Source organism: Flavobacterium sp. XS2P24, from assembly GCF_030010285.1.
GTDB lineage: Bacteria > Bacteroidota > Bacteroidia > Flavobacteriales > Flavobacteriaceae > Flavobacterium > Flavobacterium algoritolerans.
This window is the reverse complement of record NZ_JASCRU010000003.1, coordinates 117,135-142,463: the sequence shown is the minus strand read 5'-3', so window position 1 is coordinate 142,463 and position 25,329 is coordinate 117,135. Positions and strand designations below refer to the sequence as shown.

The following is a 25,329-nucleotide window of genomic DNA, read 5'->3' as shown; positions in this document are numbered from 1 at the left end:
TTATTACAAAACGTAAGGAGTCCATTTTTTATCAGATTGTGATGATGCTACTACGTTATCAATAAATGCCATTCCTCTTAATCCATCTTCAACAGAAGGAAAGTCTAACATTTCAGGCGTAGGCTCTGTACCATCTAACTTACAACCAAGCGTTAAGGCAAAGTTACGGTAAATATTAGCAAATGCTTCTAAATAACCTTCTGGATGCCCGCCAGGAGTACGACAATTATGGGTAGCAAATGAAGATAAATGTGCTCCATAATTAGATCCCGCTCTTAAAATCTGCGCTGGTTCATCTAACCATCTAACCATTAAAGTATTTGGGTCGTGTTGGAACCATTCGATTCCACCTTTTTCACCATAAACTCTAATTTTTAAAGCGTTTTCTTCGCCAGCAGCAACTTGAGATGCAATTAAAACTCCTTTTGCGCCATTGTCAAACTTCAACAATACAGCGCCATCATCATCCATTACGCGGCCTTCAACAAGTGTGTTTAATTCTGCACAAACATCTGTAATTTTAGCTCCGGTAATATATTCGGCTAAATGTGATGCATGAGTTCCAATGTCTCCCATTACAGAACTTTTTCCTGATTTTTTAGGATCAGTTCTCCAAGCAGCTTGTGCATTTCCTTCTCTTTCTGATAGTTTACTTAACCATCCTTGAGGATATTCTACCAAGACTTTTCTAATCTTACCCAATTTTCCCTCGCTAACCATAGCTTTCGCTTGTTTAACCATTGGATAACCGGAGTAGGTATGTGTCAAACAAAGTATTAGTCCTGTCTCTTCTACTTTTTGTTTCAATAGTTTTGCTTCCTCCAATGAAAAAGTCATTGGTTTTTCAATTACTACGTTAAAACCATGCTCCAAAGCCATCATAGCAGGTGCAAAATGCGCAAAATTTGGAGTAACAATAGTAACAAAATCGATTCTTTGGTCAGCAGGTAATGCCGCTTCAGCTTTAATCATTTCGTCATACGTTAAATATGTTCTTGATTCTGGAAGAAACAAGGCTTTACCAGATGCTATTGCTGTTTCTGGGTTTATACTTAATGCACCACAACTTAATTCAATTAGTCCATCCATATTGGCGGCTAAGCGGTGAATTGCACCTATAAAGGCATCTTGGCCACCACCGACCATACCCATTCTTAATTTTCTCATAATGATGAACCTAAATATTTCCTTTTTTTAATTCTTTTACTGCATAATCACATGCACGTGCCGTTAAAGCCATAAATGTTAATGATGGATTTTGACAAGCGATAGAAGGCATACAAGAACCATCGGTAACAAATACATTACTAACTTCATGCATTTGATTCCATTTATTTAAAACTGAATCTTTAGGGTCATTACCCATTCTGGCAGTACCCATTTCGTGTATAGCCATTCCAGGATAACAATCGTTATCGTATGTTTTTACATTTTTGATTCCAGAAGCTTCGAGCATTTCAGCAGCATCATTCATCATGTCTTCACGCATTTTAGCTTCATTCTCTTTGTATTCGCAATCAATAGCCAAAACAGGTTGTCCCCATTTGTCTTTTTTGTTGTGATCGATATATACTTTGTTTTCATAATAAGGTAACATTTCTCCAAATCCACCTAATCCCATGCTCCAAGAATCAGCAGGTAATGACATGGTAGATTTAAAGTTTTCGCCAAAAGCTAATTCTGCTACTTCTTTATGCCATGATCCTCTGCTGGCGCCTCCTTGATAACCAAAACCTCTTAAATAATCACGTTTATCACCACCTACATTCTGGTATCTTGGAATATAAATACCATTTGCTCTTCTTCCGTATGTGTACTTATCTTCAAAACCTTCAGCTGTTCCTTCGGCTCCACAACGGAAATGATGGTCCATTAAATTATGTCCCAATTGTCCACTAGCATTACCCATCCCATTTGGATGCGCTTCTGAAGTTGAATTCAATAAGATGAATGTTGATCCTAAAGTAGAACCATTTACAAAAACAATTTTAGCATAAAACTCCATAGTTTCATTTGTTTCTGCATCAATTACCATTACACCTTTAGCCTTTTTTGTGTCTTTATCATAAATAATATGATTCACAATAGAGTAGGGTCTTACTGTTAATCTATTAGTAGCCATAGCAGCAGGCAATGTAGATGATTGCGTGCTGAAATAAGCTCCAAACGGGCAACCACGACTACATAAATTTCTATATTGACAACTTCCACGACCTTTATGAGGCACCGTTAAATTAGCCGTACGACCAATGGTTAAAATACGTGTTCTGTTATAATGCTTTTCTAATCTTTCTTTAACTGATTTTTCTACACAGTTTAAATCCATTGGAGGCAAAAATTTACCATCTGGTAAAAGAGGCCAGTTTTCTGCTTGACCACTGATTCCTGCAAATTTCTCTACATAATCATACCATTTAGTAAGGTCTTTATAACGGATAGGCCAGTCATTACCATGACCATCTTTGGCATTATCTTCAAAATTGTGGTCGCTAAAACGGTAACTTTGACGACCCCACATTAAAGACTTTCCTCCAACATGAAATCCTCTGTACCAGTCAAAACGTTTGTCTTCTGTATACGGACATTCCAAGTCATTAACCCACCATTTTTCGGTAGCTTCATTGTATGGATAATCACGTGTTTGTACCGGATGTGTTCTTTTTTGTTCTTCAGTAAGTTTACCGGCATGCTCAAATTCCCAAGGAGCTTTCATTGCAGATTCGTAATCTTTAACGTGCTCAATGTTCATACCGCGTTCCAACATCAAAACTTTTAAACCTTTTTCAGTAAGTTCTTTTGCTGCCCAACCACCACTAATTCCTGATCCTATTACAATAGCATCATATGTATTTTCCTCTTTTAAATTCGTATTTATATTCACGTGTAGTATTTTTATTTAATAAAATAGTTTAAGACAAAAGGTTCCAATAACAATTAGTTGGTAGCCCAAGCTTTTTGTCCAGGTTTGTAATCAGCATTTCCATCATATCTACCGGGAACTGGAAGGTATTCACGTGCTTGTGTACAGCCTATTTCTGAAGAGTAATACCCTAGAAGTGTCAAATCTCTTGCAATCAAAAAGAAAGAAGGTGCTTTTCCATTAGCTATTGTTTCGTCTTTTAAAGCTTCCATTAATTTCTGACGCTCTTCTATTGACATTGCCAAGAAATCTTTATTAAAATCTTTCAAGCATTTTGCTTGCATATCTTTCATTCCTGATGCAAAAATCTCTTGCATCTGTGCTGGATAACAATCTCTAATCATCATAGGAATAAAAGGGCCAAGTCCTGCGGCTTTAGCTCCTGGTGAAGATGCTGTCGTCGGTATGATGATATCGGCAAATTCAGCTAAAACCTCCTCATCCGAAGCGGAAAAAAATACTCGATTTTTTTCTTTTTCAGGCAAAGTAAAACTTTCAAATAAAACGCCCATAGTAGTTGCTGAGATTGCGCTTCCCATCAAAAACGCAACGCTTTTAAGTGCTTCTCTTCTATTCATTTGTTAATTATTAAAATTGTTTATTATTCTTAAATTATTATAACCTTACAATAATAAAGAAAAAAAAAATAGCTTAATTTTTTTTATGTTAATTTATTGAATAATTCCATTTTTTTCAAATTATTAAGGGAATCGCTTTAAAAAATTCATTAAACACTATCTGTAATCTGTTAAAACAAGAAAAAAAAAAAATTACATAAGACTAATAATCCTTTTTTTTGTTGTTTTTAGTTTAATTTAATCAGTTTTAACTTATAAAATTTTAAGCGATTTCCATTTTAAGTAATTTCAATGCGTTATAATGACATTATTACTAAAAATTAATCTTAAAAATAAATTTTATATAGCTCGACTAAATATGGTTTTGCATTTAAGAATAAAGGCCTTTGTTTTGAATAAGATAATATAGACAAATGAGGATCTAAATTGAAATAAAATTAAAAGTATAAGTTCGAAAAACTTAAGGCTTGACAATATCAATAATTTACCTCTCAAATAATCCAAGTGTTCCTCCAACCCAATCTTTATCTTTATTGAATTTTACGCCTATCATTTCGCCACGACTTAATCGAACCAAGTTGCACAATAGAGTAGGTGCGGCATCTTCATTTTTCCAAAAACAGAGTACACGGACTTCGGCTTTTACTTTCCCATCAGGAGATTGTACAATAGGAAGATAGTTTACCTTTTTTTGAAGAATATAAAGTTCTTTTTCGACAACTGCTTCAATATCCTCTTTTGTTACATGAAAAATAACTCCTGTTCCTGAGAAGGAAAAGAGTGGTTTTAGAACATAATTTTCTAAATCTTGTGGGATTTCTTTGAGCTCACTTAATAAAGTTGTTTCGATGAAATATTTCCCTTTTAAGAATGGTAAAATAAATTTACTGATTCGAAAAAACCAGTTGGGATGTCCAGCCCATTCCACATCAAGTTCATCAGAGAAATTAAAGTTTAATTTCAAATCCGTTCGCAAATCCAATTCATCAAAAATAACCCGATTATAGATTCTTTTTACAAGAATTTCATCGCCTTTTTCATTTTTATAGAACAGTTGTTGGTCTTTCTTTATGAGTTCAGTAACGCAAACTATCGGTATACCAATATCTCTTCGGCAATAATAAAAGTCAATCTTTGTATTTTGTTTTTCGGGTTCAATTTCAAGGAGAATAACATTTTCTTTTGGATGGTTATTGCAAATCGCTTCTTCCAAAATATCCAGATATTCCTGTGGTTCAATGTTATTGATAAATGGTGTTAACTCACTGAGGAATGGATAGTGATTCTTGAATTTGTCGTATAAATTAATCTGATAATTATACAAAGAAGGAAATCCTTGCACTTCAATAAGTTTAGGAATAACAGCTCCGTCTTCTTCACAAATTCCAAAATCAATTGCTAAAAAAGTGGTGTGATCATCCTCATTTGGAACTTTATGATTTAGTTCTAACGACTTATCTGTTAATAACTTAAAGTCTTCTTTTTGAATAAAAGAAATAACTTCATTACAACCTTCAATCAATTGATTTTTAAGCTCTTTCGAAATAAAAAAAGGCGTTTCTCCTAAACGAAAGGTAGGCATATAATTAAAATCGGAAGCAATATCATCTTTAAATTCCTGATATTTCTTTTCTGTAAATTGAGCATTAAATAACTCCCGATATTTTGAAATCATCTCGAAATGAATTTATTAATTAGAAAGCATTTTCTTTGTTTTCATCAAGTCATTAATAGCAGTTCTTAGAAAGTTTGGAATCAAGGTTTCATTTGTTCGGTATATTTTATCATCATCTAATAAATCTTCCAACATATTTCTAAACTTCCTTTTTCCTTTCATAGCTCTAATTTTTTCTTTTGCCTGTTTGTTTCTTAAATGAGAGACAAAGCTAATTGGATCTGCTTCGGGATGAAATTGAGTACCTACAAAATAGTCTGTAAAACGAACCGCCATGATAGCACGCTCGTATTGAACATGGTCTCTAATTTTCTCCAACGAAATAATTTTTGCGCCTTTTTTGGCAAAAACACTAAGCTTAGGCTGTACTACTTGATAATCTCTGGAATCAATTGCGTAAAAAGGATCTGCAAGTCCTTCAAATAAAGGATCTGTAACTCCTTCTTTGGTTTTATGAATGGTCATTACACCAAAAGAAGTATCATTTCTTCGGGTAACCGTGGCCAACCCAAAATGCAAGCAAGCCATTTGAAAAGAATGACAAATGAACAGTACATGCTTTTTAACCGCATTTTCACTATTCCATTTGTTCAACGAATCAATAAACGCATAATATTTCACATCCCAATTTCCATCTCCAATTAATGGATTCCCTGGACCACCGGTAGAAATATAAATATCAAATTCCTTAATATCCGGTAATTCACATTTTACCCGAACATCGAATATTTCAAAACTAACTACAGGACTGAACCTGTTTACAACATCAATTATACAACGCATCCCCTGATTAGGTTCTCCTTTGTACATATCTAAAAGCGCTATTTTTATAATTTTATTCGACATAACTATTTTTAAAAAACGATGCGCAAAGATAATTTATATTTTACAATCCCTTTGTAAATTCGCCAGTTATAAAGTCCACGACTTTGCTAAGATCACCTGTTTCTTCAAAAACAGTTAATTGTTTGTCTGCTCCGGTTCCATTTTTCAAAATTTCATGAACATAATTAATATCCTCACGACTTCCCAGTTCATCAACAACATCGTCAATAAAGTCTAATAATTCTAAGATGAGCATTTTAGTTTCCACTTCTTTTTGAAGACCAAAATCAATCATATTATTATCGATTCCATAGCGGGCAGCACGAAATTTATTTTCCTTTATCAACGCCAATCGATAAATATTGAAACTCGTATTGTTCATGTTCAATTTGTAGAGTTTAGCCACAATTGCTTGAATAATAGCTACTATGCAAATGGTTTCATCAACTGTTAAACACATGTCACAAATCCTGAATTCTATCGTATTATAAAAAGGATGCAAGCGTAAATCCCACCAAATTTTCTTTGGATTATCGATACAATTTGTTTTTACCAAAGTATCTAAATAGTTTTCGTACGAACTTACAGAATCAAAATATTCCGGTAATCCAGTTCTTGGAAACTTATCAAAAACTTTAGTCCTAAAGGATTTATAACCCGTTTTTCTTCCTTCCCAAAAAGGGGAATTTGTCGAAAGCGCAAATATGTGAGGCAGAAAATAGGTCGCTTGATTCATCAATTGCAAACCAATTTCACGGTTTTCAATACCTACGTGACAATGCATTCCAAAAATCAAATTAGAACGTGCCGCATCTTGTAATTCATTAACAATATCGTGGTATCTGGGATCGTCAGTTATGGGTTGATCTTGCCATTTTGAAAATGGATGTGTCCCTGCACCACCAACAATAAGATCTTGTTTATCCGCTAATTCAACGATTTTTGAACGCAGAAACCGAATCTCATTTTTGGCATCATTAACGCTATGACAAATATTGGTACCAACTTCCACCACTGATTGGTGCATTTCGGCCTTAACTTGCTCATTTAAAATTATTTTGGCTCCATCCACAATTTTTGACAAATGCGAGCGTAAATCTCTCGTTTCAGGATCAATAATTTGATATTCTTCTTCTACACCAAGTGTAAAAACAGGTAATTTTTTCATTAATTTATTTTTTTAGGAGCTATTTACTCCGTCAGTTCGCTTCGCTCGTGTCTACTTTCCGCTTCAATCATTTTTTGTCCTGAAAAAGTTAAGAACAAAAAAGGATTTTCACTTTAATCGGGACTAGGGCATTCGACAATCTATAGCATCTTATTTCCCGGCAGCGGCATCTTTTATAAAAGTTCCCCAAGTTAAATTTATCTTTCCTGGTTTTTGTTTTTTTGCAGCAGCAATAGCCATTTTAGCAGCTTCTTCAACTACCCATTCAAAGTTTTCAGCACCCACCGAAGTCAACTCGGCATCAGGCGCAGGATTTCCAAAATCAATCGCATACGGAATTCCGTCACGAACTGCGAATTCTACCGTATTAAAGTCATATCCTAAACCTTTACAAAGACGCAAAGTGTAGTCTTTTATAGTTGCCAATAACTTTTTATCTACTGGAGGTCCATCAATTACATAGCGCAAATGATGCGGATTTCTAGGTTCGTATTGCATAATTCGAACAGCTTTGCAGCCCAAACAATACACTCTGAAATACTCCGTAAAAACAATTTCTTCTTGTAACATCATTACTAATTGCCCTGTTTCCTGATGTTTTTCCCAAAACTCTTCTTTGTTTTCTAATCGGTATACATTTTTCCAACCTCCGCCAGCGTACGGTTTCATGTAAGCCGGAAATCCAATGTAGTCAAAGATTCCTTCCCAATCCATTGGGTATTTTAAATTTCGGAATGATTTTCCGGTTGTATCAGTAGGATGTTCAGCTGAAGGAAGAATCACCGTATTAGGCAATGGAACTCCAAGCGTATCTGCCAAAGCATTATTAAAAAACTTATCATCAGCACTCCACCAAAAAGGATTGTTAATTACATTGGTTCCTGTTAAAGCGGCATTTTTTAAATAAGCACGATAAAAAGGAACGTCTTGCGAAATTCGGTCAATAATTACTGCATATTCACCGTCTTGATTTTGAACCACTTTATCAATTGCAACAGCTTCGGCAATGATTCCTTTTTCATTTTTTGAATTGACACGATCAATAAATGCTTGCGGAAAGGTGTCTTCCATTCCAAATAAAATTCCGATTTTTTTCATCTTGATACGTTTATAATTTTAAAAAAATTTAATTCTTGATAAATAATGTGGAAACATTTCTTTCCAAACAGGCCAGTCGTGCTTGCGTTCTTGACGAATATCCAACCAATAATGAATATTCCTGTCACTCAGCACTTTGCTTAATTTTAGATTAGCATCAAAACAAATATCCCAGTTAGAAGTCCCTAAAACGATATCCATATTCCATAATTCATAATCATCCAGTCCGTATAAATAATCTTCAGGACTGTTATAGAACACATCATCATTGTGAAAACCATCCATAAAACTTTTAATATTGAAAGCACCGCTCATCGAAAATACATGACTCACATATCCTGGATGTCGAAACGCAAAATTGGCCGCATGATACCCGCCAAAACTACAACCTGCCATAACAACTTTTCCTGAAGAAGTATTATTCTTTACCTTTTCAACTATTTCGTGACAAATCATTTTATCATATCTCACATGATTTTCTATGCGATGTATGGGATGAATATTTTTATTGTAAAAACTGTCTTTGTCAATGCTGTCCGGGCAAAATATTTGGATTAAACCCTGATCGATGTACCATCTTGCGGAATCAATCAATCCCATATCCTTATTTTCATGGTAACTGCCCATAGAAGTGGGAAATAAAATAATAGGATATCCTGCGTGTCCAAAAACTAACATTTCAATATCCCTGTTAAGATTGGGTGAATGCCATTTAAAATATTCTTCCTTCATAACTTTATTTTTAACAATTATAATGAAAAAATTCGTGCAAATGACATAAATATTTATACTTAATTAAGATTTATTGTATAAAACATTACGATTGTCAAATTGTAATTTAATTGTAAAATTTGAATGAATATGTCGCTGTTTTTTAAATTATAAACAACAAATCAATTCCTTTTAACATATTTCTAAAACTAAAAAAATTAAGATTCCTTTTTTTAGTTTTCCTTTAATTCAAACAATTGGACTTGACTTTTTAGTCTTTCAATTAACATGCTCATCATTCTTTTATTGATATTTGATGAGTTTTTTATATAAACGGCATATTCATCCGAAGTGAATAATGCGATTATCATTCCTTTTAATGCATTTCTAAACTTGATGTCTTTTTGGATAGCATTTTCTATAACCGATAATTTTTTTTCTACGGTGTAGCTATAAAAATCTGCTTTGTTTTTTGCTACATAATTAATAAATGAAGCTATAAACAAATCGTTTTGTAGTTTTAAAATAGGTCTAAGCACTTCATTTTGAAATGATTCTTCGGTTGAAGATTGATTGGTTACGGAGCCTATTGTTTGTCCTCTGAATTCTTTTAAAAAAGTATCACGTTCGCTCATTTTTTTTTCTTTAAAAATAAAGAAAATAGCCATAAGAAAAGTTTATTTTTGCAGATATAAAGAAAAATTATGCGATTTCATACTAGGAAATGGGTAAAACCAGAAGATCTAAACCCTAACGGAACATTATTTGGAGGTAAATTATTGGCTTGGATTGATGAAGAATTGGCATTATACACCATTATTCAATTAGAAAATACCAGAATTGTAACCAAACACATGTCTGAAATCAACTTCAGAAGCTCAGCAAAACAAGGTGATATTATAGAAATTGGTATTGATGTTTTAAAATTTGGAAATACTTCGCTAACCCTAAAATGTGAAGCTAGAAATATGATGACACGCGAAACGATTATCACGATAGATCACACTACAATGGTAAATTTAGATGGTAACGGAAAACCAAAAGCACACGGAAAAACCGAAATTGAATTTGTTAAGAATCGTTTGTAATTAGATTTGATATTTTCGCCTTTAATTTGAAAATCGATTAAGGATTTCCATTGTTTTATCAGTGTCTTTTTTATCTACAAAAATATGGTCGTGATAAAAAGCGGCTACCACATTACAACTTATTCCTTCCTGCGAAAGAGCATTGGAAAAAGCGGCGGTTAATCCTACAGCTTCCAGTGAAGAATGAACTGTTAAAGTAATCCAAGAAGCAATAAAAGAATATTCTAATTTTAGACTATCGGCAAATTCCTTCTTGATCACTATGGTAGTACCTTCCTGTTCTTTGAATGTCATAATAATATCTTTAAGATTTAGATTTGCCAAATCATGAACCATACAAAAAACATATTCTCCTAAAATATGTTCCGGTTTCATTGTTTTAAGCAACTTACCTAAGTCTTTTTCTCCGCTCATTTTAATGTAGAATGCATTTAAATTTTTTATACTTTGAAATCATTTTCGGATACCATTTCAAAAATTTCCAAATCAAAATATTTTACAGAAGCAATAATATGATCAAATATATCCGACATGATGTACTCGTAATTCTCAAATCGCTTGTCATGTGAAAAGGCATAAACCTCGAGAGGAACTCCGTGTGATGTAGATTGTAATTGACGACAAAGCATCAACATATCCTTATTTAATCCCGGATAATTGAATAAATATTCTGTAATATATTTTCTAAACAAACCTAAATTAGTCAAATTTCGTCCATTAATCGCAATTGATTTATCAATTTTATGGATAGAATTATATTCGTCTATTTCTAATTTTCGAGTGTCAATATAATCTGATATCAGATGGATTTTTTTTAAGTCACTTAATTCAGCTTCTTCCAAAAATCGGATGCTGCTCGTTTTAATAAGAATGTGTCTTTTGATACGTCTTCCATCTGAATTCAGCATTCCGCGCCAGTTTTGAAATGAATCGGAGCTTAAACTGTAAGTAGGAATTGTGGTGGTTGTATTGTCAAAATTTCGAACTTTCACTGTTGCTAAATTGATTTCAATTACATCACCATCGGCACCAAATTTATCCATCGTAATCCAGTCGCCAATTCGAACCATATCATTTATGGATACTTGAACGCTGGAGACAAAACCTAAAATTGTATCTCTGAAAATCAAAATTATAACTGCAGAAACAGCTCCTAAAATGGTTAAAAGCTCTTTTTGGTCAATATCAAATAATTTGGAAATAATCACTGTAATCCCAACAGCCCAAAGCACAATCATGATTACTTGAATAAAACTGTCAATAGGTTTATCGCTGTATCTTGGTTTTAGCTTTAAATAATCTCGTAATGCATTGAAAATAGTTCGGATAATCCATAAAACAAGCAATACAATATAAATCCCAACAAGTTTTCCAAAAACGCCTTCCCAATATTCATAGCGCTCCAGAATGATTGGAACCGATTTGTAAATAAACAACAGCGGAATTAAATGTGCGATGTATTTAGCCGTTTTATTAGACACTAATAAATCATCAAATTTGGTTTTAGTTTTCTGGGCGATTACCGCCATAATCGTTACCAAAATAAGACGAAAGACTACATAAATAGCATATGCCAAAACGCAAAGTATAGCAATATTTATAAACAGACTCAGGTAAGAAGCAAAACTGCTGCCTAATCCCCATTTTCTGAATATAGGATATAGAAAATTGAATATTTTTTCTATTAATTTATACATTTTTCAAGTATTTTCTTTCTATGTAAAAAGTACCAAAAGGAGGAATTGACGCAATACAAATGATAAAATACTTTTTTAAATCCCACTTTTCACTAAACTTTAAAATTGTTGCCAAAATAATGTAGGCAGTAAATAATACGCCGTGAGCCATTCCAATGTGTTTGACATAAGTAGGGTCATTAAAAATGTATTTCATTGGCATAGCAAAGAAAAATAACAATAAGGCAGATATACCTTCTACTATTGCTGTAACCTTAAAAATCTTAAGCATTTATTTTATTTTAAGTGATAATTGACAAAATTAAGTATTATCATTGATTTTCGATGCATTCCTTCCTAAAGTAAATTACTTTTGTATTCTTAAACTTTGATAATGAGCAAACGCGATTTAAAAAAATATTTAGCCGAACTAAATAAGGAGCAACTCGAAGAACAAATTATTGAATTGTACGAGAAATTCAGCCCCGTGAAAGTCTATTATAATTTTGTTTTTAATCCAAAGGAAGAAACACTTTTGCAGGAATGCAAACTCAAAATTTCGAATGAATATTACCCTTTAAAAAAGGCAGGAAGACGCAGTAAACCAAAAATGAGGCGTTCCGTTGCCCAAAAATACATCAAGCATTTTACACTTTTGGGCGTAGATCCATTCCTAATTGCCGATGTAATGCTCTATAACATCGAAATTGCACAAACATTCTCCTCTGAACACATCGTAAAGCAAGACTTATTTTTTAAAAGTATGTTCAATTCTTTTGAGCAAGCCGTTATTTTCTTGATTGCAAATGGAATACTCAATGATTTCAAAACAAGGATAATAGGAATTCATACCGAAACCATAGAACAGAAGTGGTTCAACGAACCGGAGTTTAATGCTATAATAGAGCGATTTGAATATTGAGCGGTTGCATAATTCAATTTTATTTAATCAATCCTGTTTTTTTTAATTAAAATTGACAATTAAACTGTTTTTTAGGTGTATTTTTGCAAAAATCCAACAATAAGCAATGTCCCAAAACACTTTAGAAATAGAAATCGAAGACAAAAAAGAACTTTATGCGTATCAACAAGGCGATATTGATGCCATATTTGAACGCATAGATAATGCACCTCCACAACACCATTTGTTATATCAACTGCCTACTGGTGGTGGGAAAACTGTAGTTTTTTCAGAAATAGTACGCCGTTATTTATCACAACACGATAAAAAAGTAGTTGTTTTAACACACCGAATTGAGTTGTGTAAGCAAACTTCAAAAATGTTGAAGGGTTTTGATGTAAAAAACAAAATAATCAACAGTAAAGTAAAAGAACTTCCGGACCAAAACGATTATTCTTGTTTTGTGGCCATGGTCGAAACTTTGAAAAACCGTATCAACGATGAAAAACTCCATTTAGATAATGTAGGATTGGTAATCATTGATGAGGCGCATTACAATTCCTTCAGAAAATTATTAAGCTCTTTCAAAAATGCATTCATATTAGGCGTTACCGCAACACCTTTAAGTTCGAATATTAAATTACCAATGCATGAAAGCTATGATGAATTAATCGTAGGGGACACCATTAGTTCTTTGATTGCAAATGGCTTTTTGGCCAAAGCAGTCACGTATAGTTATGATGTCGGTTTGACTTCGTTAAAAGTCGGTATCAATGGGGATTACACCGTTAAATCATCTGATGATTTATACACGAATATGGCGATGCAGGAAAAATTATTGCATGCCTATACCGAGAAATCTTTAGGCAAGAAAACCTTAATTTTCAATAATGGAATCAATACATCTTTATATGTGTATGAAACATTTAGAGAAGCCGGTTATGCGATTCGTCACTTAGACAACACCAGTAATAACGAGGAAAGAAAAGATATTTTACATTGGTTTAAGCATACGCCGGATGCAATTTTAACATCGGTTGGGATTCTTACCACCGGTTTTGATGAACCTACTGTAGAAACCATTATTCTGAACAGAGCGACAAAATCATTGACCTTATATTACCAAATGATTGGTCGTGGTTCCAGAAAATTACCTAATAAAGATACTTTTAGCGTTATCGATTTAGGAAATAATGCAGCACGATTCGGATTGTGGAGTGAGCCGGTAAACTGGCAGCACATCTTTAAATCTCCGGAGTTTTACTTAGAGAATTTACGTGATGATACAGAAATCGAATTGTATTTTAAATACAGTATGCCGCCTGATGTACGCTCTAAATTCAGTAAAACCGAAGTCGTGACTTTTGATGTCGATGAAGAACACAAACTCATCATCAAACAAAATTTACGTTCCAAAGAAGTACTGGAAAAATCATTGGAACAGCACGCTGCCATGTGTGTTGATAATTCTGAAACCCTGCAAGAAGCAAAAGCATTAGGAAAACTGTTAGATGATGATATCGATTGCCGTATCAAGCGCTATTCAAAATGTTTGAGTCAGTGCAGTAAAAATTACCGCGAGTGGCTTGTTGACGATTACAAATTGAAACTGGTATTGTTAACCGGGAAAAAATATCGTGAGAAAATCATGAACGAACCGGATGAAGATTAATATTTTCTTTTCAAGGAGCTAATCCCGCTATTCGTTACAATCTTTTATTTTTAAAGAAAAAATAAAAGGATTTTCACTGCTATCGGGGCTAAAAATTACGTTTACAAAACAACTATTTTTTATAAAATATAAAATCCAAAAAAATGCCAAAACAATTCTCTGATTTAGGAATTTCAGCACCCATATTAAAAGCGATTACCGAATTGAAAATTGTTGTACCAACAGAAATTCAGCAAAAAACAATTCCGTTACTTTTATCAAACACTACGGATTTGGTTGGACTTGCTAAAACAGGTACAGGAAAAACGGCAGCATTTGGATTGCCTATTTTACAATTAATAGATACTAATTTACCTGTTGTACAGGCTGTTGTTTTGGTTCCAACACGTGAATTAGGACACCAGATTTTTAGAAACTTAGAAGATTTTGCTAAATATTTACCTCAAGTTTCTATTGCAGCAACTTGTGGAGGAATTCCAATCAAACCACAAATCGAGCGACTTGCAACACCTACACATATTGTTGTTGCAACTCCGGGAAGATTAATAGATTTGATTCAGCGCAAAGCGATAAACTTAAAAGAAACCAAATTCCTTGTGCTCGATGAAGCCGATGAAATGGTAACTATTCTAAAAGAAAGCTTAGATGAAATTGTAGCGGAATTACCTAAAACTCATAATACTTTTTTATTCTCGGCAACCATGCCAGGAACCATCAAGCAATTAATTCAGAACTATTTAAATAAAAATGTGGTGCAAGTTAGTGCCAACATGGAAACAATAGGAAATCAAGGAATTGACCATGAATATATTGTGGTGGATCCTATTGAAAAACTGGATGTTTTAATGCATTTCCTAAATTCTAAAGAAGGAGAACGCGGAATTATCTTTTGCAAAACGAAAGCTGCAGTCAATAAATTAGCTAAAAACTTAGCCATCAACCGATTTTCTTCGGGTGCATTGCACGGAAGTTTATCACAAGGAATTCGAGACAGAATCATGGAGCAATTCCGTGAAGGACATATCAATATATTGGTAGCGACGGATTTAGCGGCAAGAGGAATTGACGTAAAAGAAATCTCTTATGTAGTTAATTATCATTTACCGGATGTTTACGAAGCGTATGTACACCGTAGCGGAAGAACAGCCAGAGCAGGAGCAAAGGGGCTTTCTTTGACGGTTTTACAACCGGAAGAAGTAGTGGAAATTGCTGATTTCGAAAAAGAGTTGGGAATTAAATTTACTCAATTCAAGAAACCAACTGTTGCCAGCATCGAAGAAAATAACACGTTATTATGGGCGAAGCAAATTTTCAAGACAAAACCGAATCATGATGTAGCCCCAGAATTAAAAGAAAAAATAAAAACGGTTTTTCATCATTTGACTAAAGATGAATTGATTGAAAAGTTATTGGCTAATTACATCCTTCAAAATAAAAATGAGCCTACAGAAAAGCCCGTTAAAAGACTAAAAAAGAACTAAACATTTAAAGTTTTTTTAATATTTAATATTTTATCTGCATCCATAAATAACGTATATTTATGGATGCTTTTTTAATTTTAGACTTAAAATACAATATGGAAATTATAATAATAGGAGGAGGATTCGCAGGATTAAATCTTGCTAAAGAACTAGTAAATGAAAAAGGAGTCAATGTAACACTCGTTGACAAAAACAATTATAATTTCTTTCCGCCACTAATTTATCAGGTTGCTACCGCTTTTTTAGAACCTTCAAGTATCAGTTACCCTTTTCGAAAATTTTTCTCGGGTAAAAAAAATCTACAATTCCGTCTGGGAAATTTATTAAAAGTTAATCCTTCAGAAAATAAAATCATTCTCAATAATGGCGAATTAACATACGATTACTTGGTTTTTGCCACTGGAGCCGAAACGAGTTATTTTGGAATGGAAAACGTAAAGAAAAATGCCATTTCAATGAAAACGCTCAATGATGCCATTGTGATGCGTAATACATTATTGAAAAATTTAGAAAAAGCAGCCATTTGCAAAGACATTCGCGAACGCAGAAAATTATTGACCATTGTTGTTGCCGGTGGAGGTCCGACTGGTGTTGAAGTGTCGGGAATGTTTGCTGAAATGCGTAAAAATATTTTGCTGAAAGAATATCCGGAATTAAGTACTACGGCAAGTAATATTTATCTGGTTGATGGCGCCAATGCTGTGTTATCTCCAATGAGTAAAGCTTCACAGGAAGATACACTGGAAGCGCTGACAAAATTAGGTGTCGTGGTAAAATTGAATACAACTGTGGTTGATTATATTGATGACACGGTATATTTTGGAAACGGTGAAACAATTCAAACCAAAAATTTAATATGGGCAGCTGGAGTTTCGGCTAAAGTTTTCGAAGGAATTCCTGCAGAAAGTTATGGTCGCGGAAAAAGAATGGCTACAGATGCTTTTAATAAAGTCAACGGCACTGAAAATATCTATGCAATAGGCGATACTTGCATTCAACTTACAGATGAAGCTTTTCCCAATGGTCATCCGCAAGTGGCACAAGTTGCTATTCAGCAAGGAATAAATTTAGCTGATAACTTTAAATTAATGAGCCAAAAAAAGCCATTAAAACCCTTTAAATATAATGATAAAGGATCTATGGCTATTATTGGAAAAAATAAGGCTGTGGTTGATTTACCAAAACCAAAAATGCATTTCAAAGGATTTTTTGCCTGGATAATTTGGTTATTTATTCACCTGATTTCATTGATAACATATCGCAACAGAGTGAAAACATTCTTCAATTGGATGATTGCTTATTTTGCTAAAGATCAATCGTTACGTATGATTATCAGACCCGATAAAAAAATAAAAACGGAGCCAAAACAACAATAAATCAAATCTATAATTAATGAACTATTGCAATTCCCTCATCGTGAGAAGTTGTAATAGTTTTTTTTATGTTTCGTTTTCCGAAAATTAAAATAATCAAAGCCAGAATTGTTGAAACAGCCATAATCATAACCATTGGCAACATTGAATTTTTAACAAAAATACCCACTGCAAAAGAAGCTAATGCTCCTAATCCTAACTGAATAGCCCCCATTAATGCCGAAGCACTTCCTGCATTTCTTGAAAAAGGCGCAAGGGTAAGTCCCGCTGTATTCGGATTTGAAATCCCTAAACACGCTAAGAACAAAAATAACATCGCAATAGTTTCATATAAACCCAAAAGATCATTCATTGCCAAAATAAGAAAAGAAATACTAATGAAAGATTGCGTGATTAATGCGCCATAAATCATTTGTTCACTCGTAAATTTTCGTAACAAGAATGAATTCAGCTGGCTGGCACCGATGAAACTTAATGACATAAAAGCAAATATCCAACCATACGTTTTTCCGTCAACTTTAAAAATGTCCATAAATAAAATAGGGGAGGCCGCTACATAAGTAAACAATCCTGAGAAAGCGATAGCACCCGTAAACGCATAGGTATAAAACTGTGGTTCCTTTACAATACTTATGAAATTTGAAATAATTGGTTTTGGTTTTAATGAAATTGAAGTGTCTGGTTTAAAGGTATTTGGCAACCCAATTTGAGCTGCTAAAAGAATCAAAATTCCCATGCACATCAATATAAAAAAGACCGTATGCCAGCCATAATCTTCTGTTATATAACCTCCAACTGTAGGCGCTAACATTGGCGAAAGCCCAACCACTAACATTAATAAAGAAAATACTTTTGGAATATCTTTCACAGGAAATAAATCACGAACCATAGAAACCGATGCTACGGTCGCTGCACAGCTGCCAATAGCCTGAATAAAACGCAAACCTATGAAAGTATCAATATCGGTTACAAAAACACAACCTAAAGAAGCTAAAATGTAAACTAAGAGTCCTATAAACAGTGGTTTTTTTCGTCCAAAACGGTCTAATAATGGTCCATAAAGCAATTGTCCAGCAGAAATTCCAATGAAATAACTGGAAAGAGTCATGGAAACATTAGCAACAGAAGTATTCAAATCTTTTGCAATTCCTGCAAAACCAGGCAAATACATGTCAATTGAAAATGGACCAAGTGCTGTCAGTGAACCTAAAATTAGAATTAATTTTAAATATTTTGCTTTTGTCATTACGGTATCAGTCATGGAATCTTTTTTAATTTTTGCAAAGGTAAATATTTAAAAGGCGAATCAATTGTTAGATTCAATAAATTTAAACTGTTGCAAAAACAGATTGCATCAAATGAAGCAATTAATTTTTAATCAATAACATAATTCCGGACAGAAAAAGAAGTCCAAGCATTATCCTCTTTAAAAAAAGCTCATTTAATTTTAAGTATACTTTTTTACCCAATATCAAAGCCAGTATGAAAAAAGGCAAAACATACAATGAGTTGTACAATTGATTTACGGTTAAAATCCCTTCGAAAGCAAGGACAGGAATTCGCATGAATGTTATCAAACCCAAAACACCAAACATAGTGGCACGTAAAGTCTTCACATCAGAGGTTTCGTTTTTTACAATTACTAAATATAAAGGTCCGCCAGTTGAAAAAACACCCGAAAAGAAACCACCTAAAAAGCCAAAAAAATATTTCATTTTTGAGATTAATTGTATCTCTTTATTTGCTTTTAAACTATTTAAAACAAACAGAATTATAAATACACCCAATGCTTTTTTTAGAATTACAGGCTGGCCATATGCTAATACTATAATTCCTATCAGTAGTCCAAAAAATGACGATAAAGCTAATTTTTTAAGAAGAGGCTTGTCTATATAATTCCATTCTTTATACACATGAATAGGTGTAGAAATAAAATAGAATATAGATAAATACCCAATTGCATCCGGTAGCGGCATTACAAATAGTAAAAACGGTAATGCAATTATAGCACCCGCAAATCCGGTAATAGTTTGAACAAAAAAGCCAGTAAAAATTCCAATAGTAAGCAGCAATAACATCATATCCATAGTGCAAAATTAAAATAACACTCAATTATACTAAAATTTAATCCACGGATTTAGTATCATTATTCCATAATATAAATGTAATTTAGCCTATATTAAAACTTTATTTATGGTAGATACGCTTGATTTAAAAATAATAGAAAGTCTTAAAGTTAATTCGAGAACTTCATTTGTAGAAATTGGAAAACAAATAGGACTTTCGCCATCATCAGTTAGAGAACGGGTTCAAAAACTAGAAGATACTGAAATTATAAAAGGTTATAATGTTCAACTCGATAATAGAAAACTCGGCTTTGGCTTAGAAGTTTTTATTATGTTCAAATTATTTAGTGGAAAGCTTAAAATATTTTGTGATGATTTGAACCAGTTTCCTGAAATATATGAAGTTTACCGAATTACCGGAACACATAATATTTTCATGAAAGTTGTTTTAATCGATCAATTGCATCTGCAACAATTTATCGACAGACTTTTAGTTTATGGAGAACCTACAACGCATTTGATCTTATCTGATTTGAAAGATTTATAGTTTGTTCTAACTGATTTATTTTTAGATTATTAGAGACAGTAATCTAAATATTAATTAAATAGGTTTCCTTATAAATTTTTTGATAAACATCTTTGCTGAACATAAAGAGTTGAGAAGGTCTTTTAGAGACACCTACTTGCTTTTCATCCAGCTCAATAATATACTTTTTTGTCAGCAGTTTTCTTCTAAAATTCCTGTTGTCAATTTCGTTTCCTAATATGGATTCGTAGGTATCCTGCAATTCTTTGAAGGTAAATTTATCAGGTAAAAGCTCAAAAATAATAGGTTTGTACAATGCTTTTTCTTTTAAATCGGCATAGGCTTCATTGATAATATCTTTATGATCAAATCCTAATTCCGGCAAATCATTAACTGGAAACCATTGCGGATTATGTTTGTTATTTTCTAAATTAACTTCTTGAGTTTTTAATAAAAAATAATAAGCTATAGTTATCGTTCTCTCATTAAAATTTTCATTTTTGACCCAAATAACATCTTTTTCATTCGTCAACCGATTTGGGTCTCCAAAAACCTTAAATTGTTTTTTATAGACATTATCAAGTCCTGTCAACTCCTTCAAAACCCTGGTAGCAGTCTCATCTATGGTTTCATCCTCTAATGTATGATATCCTGTAAGAACATAATCATTTACCAATGGCTCGTGATTTTCTTTAGAATCTAAATAGCGTTTTATCAACAATACGTTAAGTGATTTAGTATTGACGTCAAACCCAAAAACGACGCAGTCTACAGATATATTTGGAATTATTTTAGACATCATATGAGGACAAAGAATATAATTAGTTTTTGAAAGACGCAATGTTTTACTGCATCTTTTAATAATACAAAACTAATGATTTATTTGTAATTATATTTTTTCGGTAATATTGTTCATTTTTAAAATTAAACGTCACTATTACGTTATATTTTATTTATAACAAATTAATTCATATTTATTAAAAAAGTACATAATCAAGCTTATATTTGTCAATTTTAGATATTTATTTAGTTTTTTTTATTAAAAATTAAAAAAATATAATACATTTGAAAAATAATATTCAAAATGACGCTTATTATTTAAAAACCATAAAACTATTCATAAATCTAAATTTCATACCATAATTCAATTCGCGTATTGAATATTTTAGAAGCATTAAATAACAAAATTTCAATACCTATACGTGCCATTTTTACAAACTTAGAACTGCCAAAAAACTTATTCAAGCCATTTTTTTTTAATAAACACTTACATGCAAAAAATACTTTTTACTTTCTTATTTTCAATATTATTCATGCCAATTTATTCACAGGTCGTTATAACTAATTCGGATTTTTCATTGGGAACAACTGGTCGAATCGGAGTTGGGCTTTCGCCAAATGGAGAAGGAAATATGTGGAAACCGTTGAGTCTTTCCGGTCAAGGTCCATTAGGAGGTCGAATGGAGCAAAGCGACTATATCGATATATTGCCAGCCATACATTTTACTCCAAAAATTGACGGTAAAGAGAGCACAAACGTAACTTTTCAAATGCGTTTAGGAATGTACCCAGCTAATGGACAATTTGTAGGAAATGTAAGTTCCCGTTCCAATAATGGTTTGACTTTTATCCTTCCCGAAGCGTATATTGAAGCCCGAAATATCATGGAAAGCAAATGGTCGGCTTGGGCAGGGTCTCGTTTTCGTCGCTATGATGACATTCACATCCGTGATTATTTTTATTTTGATGATCATTCTACACAAGGTTTTGGCATAAGCCATAAAAATACGGAACTAACGATGTTGATGCCTGCTTCTGCTGATTCAACAAATGCGTATCCTTATAATTATGAAGTTACCGTTGCAGGTGCGACAAATCCTGCCAATTGAAGAAGTATATTATGCCGTGCGAAAAGATGGTGATAATCCAGAAGCCAATATGTGGAAATTTTCTTTTGCTCCAACCATTGTGCCGTTAGGAAAAAAGATCCTTGGAGTCATCCGCACATTCGTCTTGTTTACACGCTGGCGCACTACAACGATTACGCTCGCAATAATAACTATTCTCCGTTTTTACAAGTAAACCAAAAGCGTTGGGGCTCTTTTATTGGAGTAAAAACAGAATGGTGGTTGTTTTAAAATAGAAATAAATCTAAAATTATATAAATATGCCAATTTTTGGAACAACAATTTTATCATTTATCCCTGGATGGAGTGCCGAAGGAGGTCGTTTTGCAATAGAAAAAACCGCAGAATATGGTTTTGATATGCTTGAAATTATTTTGCCGGCTTCATTAGATTTCGATACTAAAAAAACAAAAAAACTACTTGACGATAACAGTATTTTAGGACGTTGCACGTTGAATTTACCCGCAAACTGTCACATTCCTTTGTATCCGGAACAAGCCACATCAATTATAAAATCAGCTCTTGACAAAGTAGCCGAAATGGATGGTGATTTTTTAGGAGGTGTGTTGCATTCTGCCATTGGAACATTCACTGGGAATCCCTGCACCAAAGATGAAAAGATAATCATTCAGCAAGTATTTACTGAAGTTGCTGATTATGCTAACAAAAGCAATATCACTATTGCTCCCGAACCCATTAATCGGTATGAAAGTTATGTTTTTACTGTTGCTGATGAAGTGCTGGATATGATTGAATCCATTGGAACAACTAATATAGGATTACATCTGGATACGTTTCACATGAATATTGAAGAACGAAATTTCTACGATCCTATTATTCGTGCAGGAAACAGGTTAAAACATGTGCATATAACAGAAAGTGATCGTGGTATGACTGGTGAAGGCAACGTGCATTGGGATGATTTTTTTAAAGCTTTGGCTGCTATTAACTATCAAGGTCCGCTAGTTCTGGAGAATTTTTCTTCACAAATTACAGCATTAGTTGGCCCAACTTCCTTGTGGAGACCTTCTAAATACAACTCGGAAGATCTTGCTAAAGGCAGCCTCGTTTTCATGAGGGAAATGATCCACAAATGGTATACGAATCAAAAATAATTAAACCTAAAAAAGTAATTATTCAATGCTTTTTTACAAAAAATCACAACAAATGAAAAAGAAATTAAACGGTGTTTGTTTTGGAGAAATCCTTTTTGATGTTTTTCTGGAGCATAAAAAAATTGGTGGAGCTCCACTAAATGTGGCTTCAAGATTAAATTCGCTAGGAGGGGAGGTTTCCGTTATCAGTGGAGTAGGAAATGATGCCAATGGGAAAGATTTAATAGATTATTTAAGTCTTTGTGGCATTAACACCGATGCTATTCAAGTAAAAGATAATTATCCAACGGGTTTAGTTAACGTTATTTTGAATGAAAAAGGAAATGCTTCGTATGATATTAATTATCCTTCGGCATGGGACAAAATTGAAACTTCAAAAGAGAATATTTCAATTGTTGAAAAAGCAGACTTTTTTGTTTACGGAAGTTTATCTTCAAGGGATTCAGTTTCCAGAAATACATTGGAACAACTTTTAGCTGTAGCAAAATATAAAATATTTGATGTCAATTTAAGAGTTCCGCATTATACAAAAAAAAATGTTTTGGATTTATTGCATGCGGCTGATTTCATTAAGTTTAATGACGATGAGTTAAATGAAATTTGCGAGGATTTAAATTCAAATAAAAAGTCATTAGAGCAAAATATTAAATTCATTGCTAAGGAAACCAATACTGATACGGTTTGTGTCACTTTAGGATCACATGGAGCAGTATTGTATTGTAACGATACCTTTTATCATAACTGTGGATTCAAAGTACATGTTGTAGATACTGTGGGTTCCGGAGACTCCTTTTTGGCGTCATTAATCATAATGTTATTCAATGGAGAAGATCCTCAATACGCAATTAATTTCGCTAGTGCTGTTGGCGCAATTGTCGCTCAAAACGAAGGTGCAAACCCTGTAATTTCTCAGTCGGAAATAGATGATTTTTTATGTGGCTTTGAACAAACAGAATCCAAAACCAATGAATCCGTAGTGATTCTTAATTAACAAATTAAACCAACTAAACAATGAACCAATTCAAAAAAATCCCTGTAGTCAGTAAAGAATTTGTCTTTCAATTTATAATAATAACAATATTATTTGCACTGTGGGGAATTGCCAATGATTTAACAACTCCGATGGTTTCTACTTTCAAAAAAGTGATGCCGGAACTTTCGAATACGCAAGCCTCATTAGTACAATTTGCTTTTTATTTTGGCTATTTCTTTATGGCATTGCCGGCGGCATTATTCATTAGAAAATACAGCTATAAATCAGGAATAATATTGGGACTTTTATTATACGCAACTGGCGCTTTTCTGTTTTATCCCGCGGCACATTACCAAAGTTATACTTTTTTCCTGGTTTCATTATGGGTGATTACTTGTGGTTTAGCGTTTCTTGAAACCACTTCAAATCCTTTGATTTTATTCCTTGGAAATAAAGAAACTGCAACGCAACGTTTGAATTTAGCGCAGGCATTTAACCCAATTGGAGCAATAACAGGATTGGTAATGGCGCAGTTTTTAGTCATCAAAGAAATAAAATCAGATGATTATTCGCAAGAAGCCTACAAAGCATTAACATCAAGTGAATTAGCGAGTATTAGAGAAAATGATTTAGATGTAATTAGCATTCCATACATTGGATTAGGAATTTTTGTCTTAGTAATTTTGATCATTATTATTTTAACAAAAATGCCTAAAACGGCACAAGAAGATAAAATGTCTGTATCTGAATCATTCAAAAAGTTATTTGCAAATAAAAATTATAAACATGGGGTTATTGCACAGGCTTTTTATGTAGGTGCACAAATTATGTGTTGGACCTTTATTTTTCAATACGTAGACAACATCAATAAAACATTCGGATTAGAATTAACAGCTACATATTACAACATAGCGGCCATGATTTTATTTTTATTAGGCAGATGGATTGGAACTGGTTTGATGAAAACTATAAATCCATCAAAAATATTAATGGTTTTTGGTATTGGAGGCGTGATTTGTGCAACCGGAGCAATTGTTTTACAAGGAATGTCTGGATTAATTTCGCTGGTTTGTATTTCTATTTTCATGTCGATTATGTTTCCAACAATTTATGGAATTGCACTAAAAGATATGGGAGACGAAGCAAAAATTGGGTCTGCAGGTTTAGTTATGGCTATCGTTGGTGGCGCATTGATGCCGGTTATGCAAGGAAGTATTTTGGATTTAGGCGGTTCAGGTTTTGCTGATATTAAATTATTTGGCTTTATTCCTGAAGTGAATTTTTCTTTTATTTTACCTTTAATTTGTTTGGCTGTTGTTGCGTATTATGGATATAGTACGTTGAAAGCATCTAAGAAAATTAAAGTTTTAGATGTTGCAGATGCAATAGTTTAGCTTTATTAAAAGAACCGAACAATATTAAAAGAACTGAAATAATAATAATTTATTGTTCGGTTCTTTCATATCAATAAACAACTCATCAATGATAATAGAGTCAAATGTGCTTAAAATACTGAGAAAGCTGTAATATTCCATTGCAATAAGATGCACTATAATTTATATTATGTAAAATAGAA

26 protein-coding genes are annotated in these 25,329 nt (G+C 33.1%); 11 read left to right on the top strand and 15 right to left on the bottom strand.

Annotated features, from left to right (window positions below):
* Positions 1–3: 3 nt before the first annotated feature.
* From QLS31_RS03780 to QLS31_RS03740, 9 genes are all read right to left on the bottom strand, one after another.
* Entirely contained in the window at positions 4–1,167 is a 1,164-nt protein-coding gene (locus tag QLS31_RS03780; protein WP_282742705.1) for a Gfo/Idh/MocA family oxidoreductase, read from the bottom strand.
* Between the two features lie 10 nt (positions 1,168–1,177).
* Positions 1,178–2,881, bottom strand: a complete 1,704-nt coding sequence (locus QLS31_RS03775) for a GMC family oxidoreductase (RefSeq protein ID WP_282718330.1) — start codon at positions 2,879–2,881, stop codon at positions 1,178–1,180.
* Positions 2,882–2,934: 53 nt separating this feature from the next.
* Positions 2,935–3,498, bottom strand: a complete 564-nt coding sequence (locus tag QLS31_RS03770; protein WP_282712975.1) for a gluconate 2-dehydrogenase subunit 3 family protein — start codon at positions 3,496–3,498, stop codon at positions 2,935–2,937.
* 484 nt (positions 3,499–3,982) lie between these two features.
* Positions 3,983–5,173, bottom strand: coding sequence for a hypothetical protein (locus QLS31_RS03765; RefSeq protein ID WP_282742703.1), 1,191 nt, complete (start codon positions 5,171–5,173; stop codon positions 3,983–3,985).
* A gap of 15 nt (positions 5,174–5,188) precedes the next feature.
* Entirely contained in the window at positions 5,189–6,019 is an 831-nt protein-coding gene (locus QLS31_RS03760; protein ID WP_099715529.1) for a homoserine O-succinyltransferase, read from the bottom strand.
* A gap of 40 nt (positions 6,020–6,059) precedes the next feature.
* A complete protein-coding gene (locus tag QLS31_RS03755; protein ID WP_282742701.1) occupies positions 6,060–7,166 on the bottom strand; it encodes a carboxylate-amine ligase in 1,107 nt (368 codons plus the stop codon).
* 150 nt (positions 7,167–7,316) lie between these two features.
* Complete coding sequence (locus QLS31_RS03750) at positions 7,317–8,264, bottom strand: hypothetical protein (protein WP_121342036.1); 948 nt, start codon at positions 8,262–8,264, stop codon at positions 7,317–7,319.
* An 18-nt stretch (positions 8,265–8,282) separates the two neighbouring features.
* Entirely contained in the window at positions 8,283–8,996 is a 714-nt protein-coding gene (locus QLS31_RS03745) for an alpha/beta fold hydrolase (protein ID WP_282742699.1), read from the bottom strand.
* Positions 8,997–9,208: 212 nt separating this feature from the next.
* Positions 9,209–9,610, bottom strand: a complete 402-nt coding sequence (locus QLS31_RS03740) for a glyoxalase (RefSeq protein WP_282742697.1) — start codon at positions 9,608–9,610, stop codon at positions 9,209–9,211.
* A 69-nt stretch (positions 9,611–9,679) separates the two neighbouring features.
* Between QLS31_RS03740 and QLS31_RS03735 the strand changes: the two genes are divergently transcribed.
* Positions 9,680–10,063, top strand: coding sequence for a hotdog domain-containing protein (locus QLS31_RS03735; protein ID WP_099715534.1), 384 nt, complete (start codon positions 9,680–9,682; stop codon positions 10,061–10,063).
* Between the two features lie 21 nt (positions 10,064–10,084).
* Here the strand turns inward: QLS31_RS03735 and QLS31_RS03730 are convergent, their stop codons facing one another.
* From QLS31_RS03730 to QLS31_RS03720, 3 genes are read right to left on the bottom strand one after another with little or no spacing between them, the layout of a single operon-like run.
* Positions 10,085–10,477, bottom strand: a complete 393-nt coding sequence (locus QLS31_RS03730) for an ACT domain-containing protein (protein WP_282742696.1) — start codon at positions 10,475–10,477, stop codon at positions 10,085–10,087.
* Positions 10,478–10,503: 26 nt separating this feature from the next.
* Positions 10,504–11,760 (bottom strand): mechanosensitive ion channel domain-containing protein, encoded by a 1,257-nt coding sequence (locus tag QLS31_RS03725; RefSeq protein WP_282742694.1) that lies wholly within the window; start codon positions 11,758–11,760, stop codon positions 10,504–10,506.
* A complete protein-coding gene (locus tag QLS31_RS03720; RefSeq protein WP_282742693.1) occupies positions 11,753–12,031 on the bottom strand; it encodes a DUF3817 domain-containing protein in 279 nt (92 codons plus the stop codon). Before QLS31_RS03720 ends, QLS31_RS03725 begins: the two co-directional genes overlap by 8 nt.
* A 102-nt stretch (positions 12,032–12,133) precedes the next feature.
* On the opposite strand from QLS31_RS03720, the gene QLS31_RS03715 reads away from it, so the two are divergent.
* The 4 genes from QLS31_RS03715 to QLS31_RS03700 all read left to right on the top strand — a co-directional run bounded on the left by QLS31_RS03715 (position 12,134) and on the right by QLS31_RS03700 (position 17,169).
* Positions 12,134–12,661, top strand: coding sequence for a DUF6155 family protein (locus QLS31_RS03715; RefSeq protein WP_121342034.1), 528 nt, complete (start codon positions 12,134–12,136; stop codon positions 12,659–12,661).
* A gap of 106 nt (positions 12,662–12,767) precedes the next feature.
* Positions 12,768–14,312 carry a DEAD/DEAH box helicase gene (locus QLS31_RS03710; RefSeq protein WP_282712980.1) on the top strand — a complete coding sequence of 515 codons (1,545 nt, stop codon included), beginning with the start codon at positions 12,768–12,770 and terminating at the stop codon, positions 14,310–14,312.
* 143 nt (positions 14,313–14,455) lie between these two features.
* Positions 14,456–15,793, top strand: a complete 1,338-nt coding sequence (locus QLS31_RS03705; RefSeq protein WP_282742690.1) for a DEAD/DEAH box helicase — start codon at positions 14,456–14,458, stop codon at positions 15,791–15,793.
* A gap of 95 nt (positions 15,794–15,888) precedes the next feature.
* Complete coding sequence (locus QLS31_RS03700; RefSeq protein WP_282742689.1) at positions 15,889–17,169, top strand: NAD(P)/FAD-dependent oxidoreductase; 1,281 nt, start codon at positions 15,889–15,891, stop codon at positions 17,167–17,169.
* A gap of 13 nt (positions 17,170–17,182) precedes the next feature.
* Here the strand turns inward: QLS31_RS03700 and QLS31_RS03695 are convergent, their stop codons facing one another.
* Positions 17,183–18,412, bottom strand: coding sequence for a multidrug effflux MFS transporter (locus QLS31_RS03695; RefSeq protein ID WP_282713078.1), 1,230 nt, complete (start codon positions 18,410–18,412; stop codon positions 17,183–17,185).
* 121 nt (positions 18,413–18,533) lie between these two features.
* On the bottom strand, positions 18,534–19,253 hold the full coding sequence (locus QLS31_RS03690; RefSeq protein ID WP_282742687.1) for a sulfite exporter TauE/SafE family protein: 720 nt from the start codon (positions 19,251–19,253) through the stop codon (positions 18,534–18,536).
* Between the two features lie 106 nt (positions 19,254–19,359).
* Between QLS31_RS03690 and QLS31_RS03685 the strand changes: the two genes are divergently transcribed.
* Entirely contained in the window at positions 19,360–19,779 is a 420-nt protein-coding gene (locus QLS31_RS03685; RefSeq protein WP_282742685.1) for an Lrp/AsnC family transcriptional regulator, read from the top strand.
* A 43-nt stretch (positions 19,780–19,822) separates the two neighbouring features.
* Here QLS31_RS03685 and QLS31_RS03680 read toward each other — a convergent pair whose 3' ends face one another.
* The gene (locus tag QLS31_RS03680; RefSeq protein ID WP_282742684.1) at positions 19,823–20,560 is read right to left on the bottom strand and encodes an NUDIX domain-containing protein; all 738 of its coding nucleotides are present in this window, start codon (positions 20,558–20,560) and stop codon (positions 19,823–19,825) included.
* Positions 20,561–21,029: 469 nt separating this feature from the next.
* Between QLS31_RS03680 and QLS31_RS03675 the strand changes: the two genes are divergently transcribed.
* From QLS31_RS03675 to fucP, 5 genes are read left to right on the top strand one after another with little or no spacing between them, the layout of a single operon-like run.
* Entirely contained in the window at positions 21,030–21,647 is a 618-nt protein-coding gene (locus tag QLS31_RS03675) for a carbohydrate porin (RefSeq protein WP_282742682.1), read from the top strand.
* A 51-nt stretch (positions 21,648–21,698) separates the two neighbouring features.
* Positions 21,699–21,896 (top strand): carbohydrate porin, encoded by a 198-nt coding sequence (locus QLS31_RS03670; protein ID WP_282742680.1) that lies wholly within the window; start codon positions 21,699–21,701, stop codon positions 21,894–21,896.
* Between the two features lie 29 nt (positions 21,897–21,925).
* Positions 21,926–22,780, top strand: a complete 855-nt coding sequence (locus tag QLS31_RS03665; RefSeq protein ID WP_282742678.1) for a sugar phosphate isomerase/epimerase family protein — start codon at positions 21,926–21,928, stop codon at positions 22,778–22,780.
* Positions 22,781–22,832: 52 nt separating this feature from the next.
* Entirely contained in the window at positions 22,833–23,771 is a 939-nt protein-coding gene (locus QLS31_RS03660) for a carbohydrate kinase (protein ID WP_282742676.1), read from the top strand.
* A 20-nt stretch (positions 23,772–23,791) separates the two neighbouring features.
* Positions 23,792–25,147, top strand: coding sequence for an L-fucose:H+ symporter permease (gene fucP, locus QLS31_RS03655; protein ID WP_282742674.1), 1,356 nt, complete (start codon positions 23,792–23,794; stop codon positions 25,145–25,147).
* Positions 25,148–25,329 lie beyond the last annotated feature (182 nt).

Bases quoted from the DNA above. Each gene is read 5' to 3' on its own strand.
- QLS31_RS03780 (WP_282742705.1), bottom strand. From the start codon at position 1,167: ATGAGAAAATTAAGAATGGGTATGGTCGGTGGTGGCCAAGATGCCTTT.
- QLS31_RS03770 (WP_282712975.1), bottom strand. From the start codon at position 3,498: ATGAATAGAAGAGAAGCACTTAAAAGCGTTGCGTTTTTGATGGGAAGC.
- QLS31_RS03765 (WP_282742703.1), bottom strand. From the start codon at position 5,173: ATGATTTCAAAATATCGGGAGTTATTTAATGCTCAATTTACAGAAAAG.
- QLS31_RS03760 (WP_099715529.1), bottom strand. From the start codon at position 6,019: ATGTCGAATAAAATTATAAAAATAGCGCTTTTAGATATGTACAAAGGA.
- QLS31_RS03755 (WP_282742701.1), bottom strand. From the start codon at position 7,166: ATGAAAAAATTACCTGTTTTTACACTTGGTGTAGAAGAAGAATATCAA.
- QLS31_RS03750 (WP_121342036.1), bottom strand. From the start codon at position 8,264: ATGAAAAAAATCGGAATTTTATTTGGAATGGAAGACACCTTTCCGCAA.
- QLS31_RS03745 (WP_282742699.1), bottom strand. From the start codon at position 8,996: ATGAAGGAAGAATATTTTAAATGGCATTCACCCAATCTTAACAGGGAT.
- QLS31_RS03740 (WP_282742697.1), bottom strand. From the start codon at position 9,610: ATGAGCGAACGTGATACTTTTTTAAAAGAATTCAGAGGACAAACAATA.
- QLS31_RS03735 (WP_099715534.1), top strand. From the start codon at position 9,680: ATGCGATTTCATACTAGGAAATGGGTAAAACCAGAAGATCTAAACCCT.
- QLS31_RS03730 (WP_282742696.1), bottom strand. From the start codon at position 10,477: ATGAGCGGAGAAAAAGACTTAGGTAAGTTGCTTAAAACAATGAAACCG.
- QLS31_RS03725 (WP_282742694.1), bottom strand. From the start codon at position 11,760: ATGTATAAATTAATAGAAAAAATATTCAATTTTCTATATCCTATATTC.
- QLS31_RS03720 (WP_282742693.1), bottom strand. From the start codon at position 12,031: ATGCTTAAGATTTTTAAGGTTACAGCAATAGTAGAAGGTATATCTGCC.
- QLS31_RS03715 (WP_121342034.1), top strand. From the start codon at position 12,134: ATGAGCAAACGCGATTTAAAAAAATATTTAGCCGAACTAAATAAGGAG.
- QLS31_RS03710 (WP_282712980.1), top strand. From the start codon at position 12,768: ATGTCCCAAAACACTTTAGAAATAGAAATCGAAGACAAAAAAGAACTT.
- QLS31_RS03705 (WP_282742690.1), top strand. From the start codon at position 14,456: ATGCCAAAACAATTCTCTGATTTAGGAATTTCAGCACCCATATTAAAA.
- QLS31_RS03700 (WP_282742689.1), top strand. From the start codon at position 15,889: ATGGAAATTATAATAATAGGAGGAGGATTCGCAGGATTAAATCTTGCT.
- QLS31_RS03695 (WP_282713078.1), bottom strand. From the start codon at position 18,412: ATGACAAAAGCAAAATATTTAAAATTAATTCTAATTTTAGGTTCACTG.
- QLS31_RS03690 (WP_282742687.1), bottom strand. From the start codon at position 19,253: ATGGATATGATGTTATTGCTGCTTACTATTGGAATTTTTACTGGCTTT.
- QLS31_RS03685 (WP_282742685.1), top strand. From the start codon at position 19,360: ATGGTAGATACGCTTGATTTAAAAATAATAGAAAGTCTTAAAGTTAAT.
- QLS31_RS03680 (WP_282742684.1), bottom strand. From the start codon at position 20,560: ATGATGTCTAAAATAATTCCAAATATATCTGTAGACTGCGTCGTTTTT.
- QLS31_RS03675 (WP_282742682.1), top strand. From the start codon at position 21,030: ATGCAAAAAATACTTTTTACTTTCTTATTTTCAATATTATTCATGCCA.
- QLS31_RS03665 (WP_282742678.1), top strand. From the start codon at position 21,926: ATGCCAATTTTTGGAACAACAATTTTATCATTTATCCCTGGATGGAGT.
- QLS31_RS03660 (WP_282742676.1), top strand. From the start codon at position 22,833: ATGAAAAAGAAATTAAACGGTGTTTGTTTTGGAGAAATCCTTTTTGAT.
- fucP (WP_282742674.1), top strand. From the start codon at position 23,792: ATGAACCAATTCAAAAAAATCCCTGTAGTCAGTAAAGAATTTGTCTTT.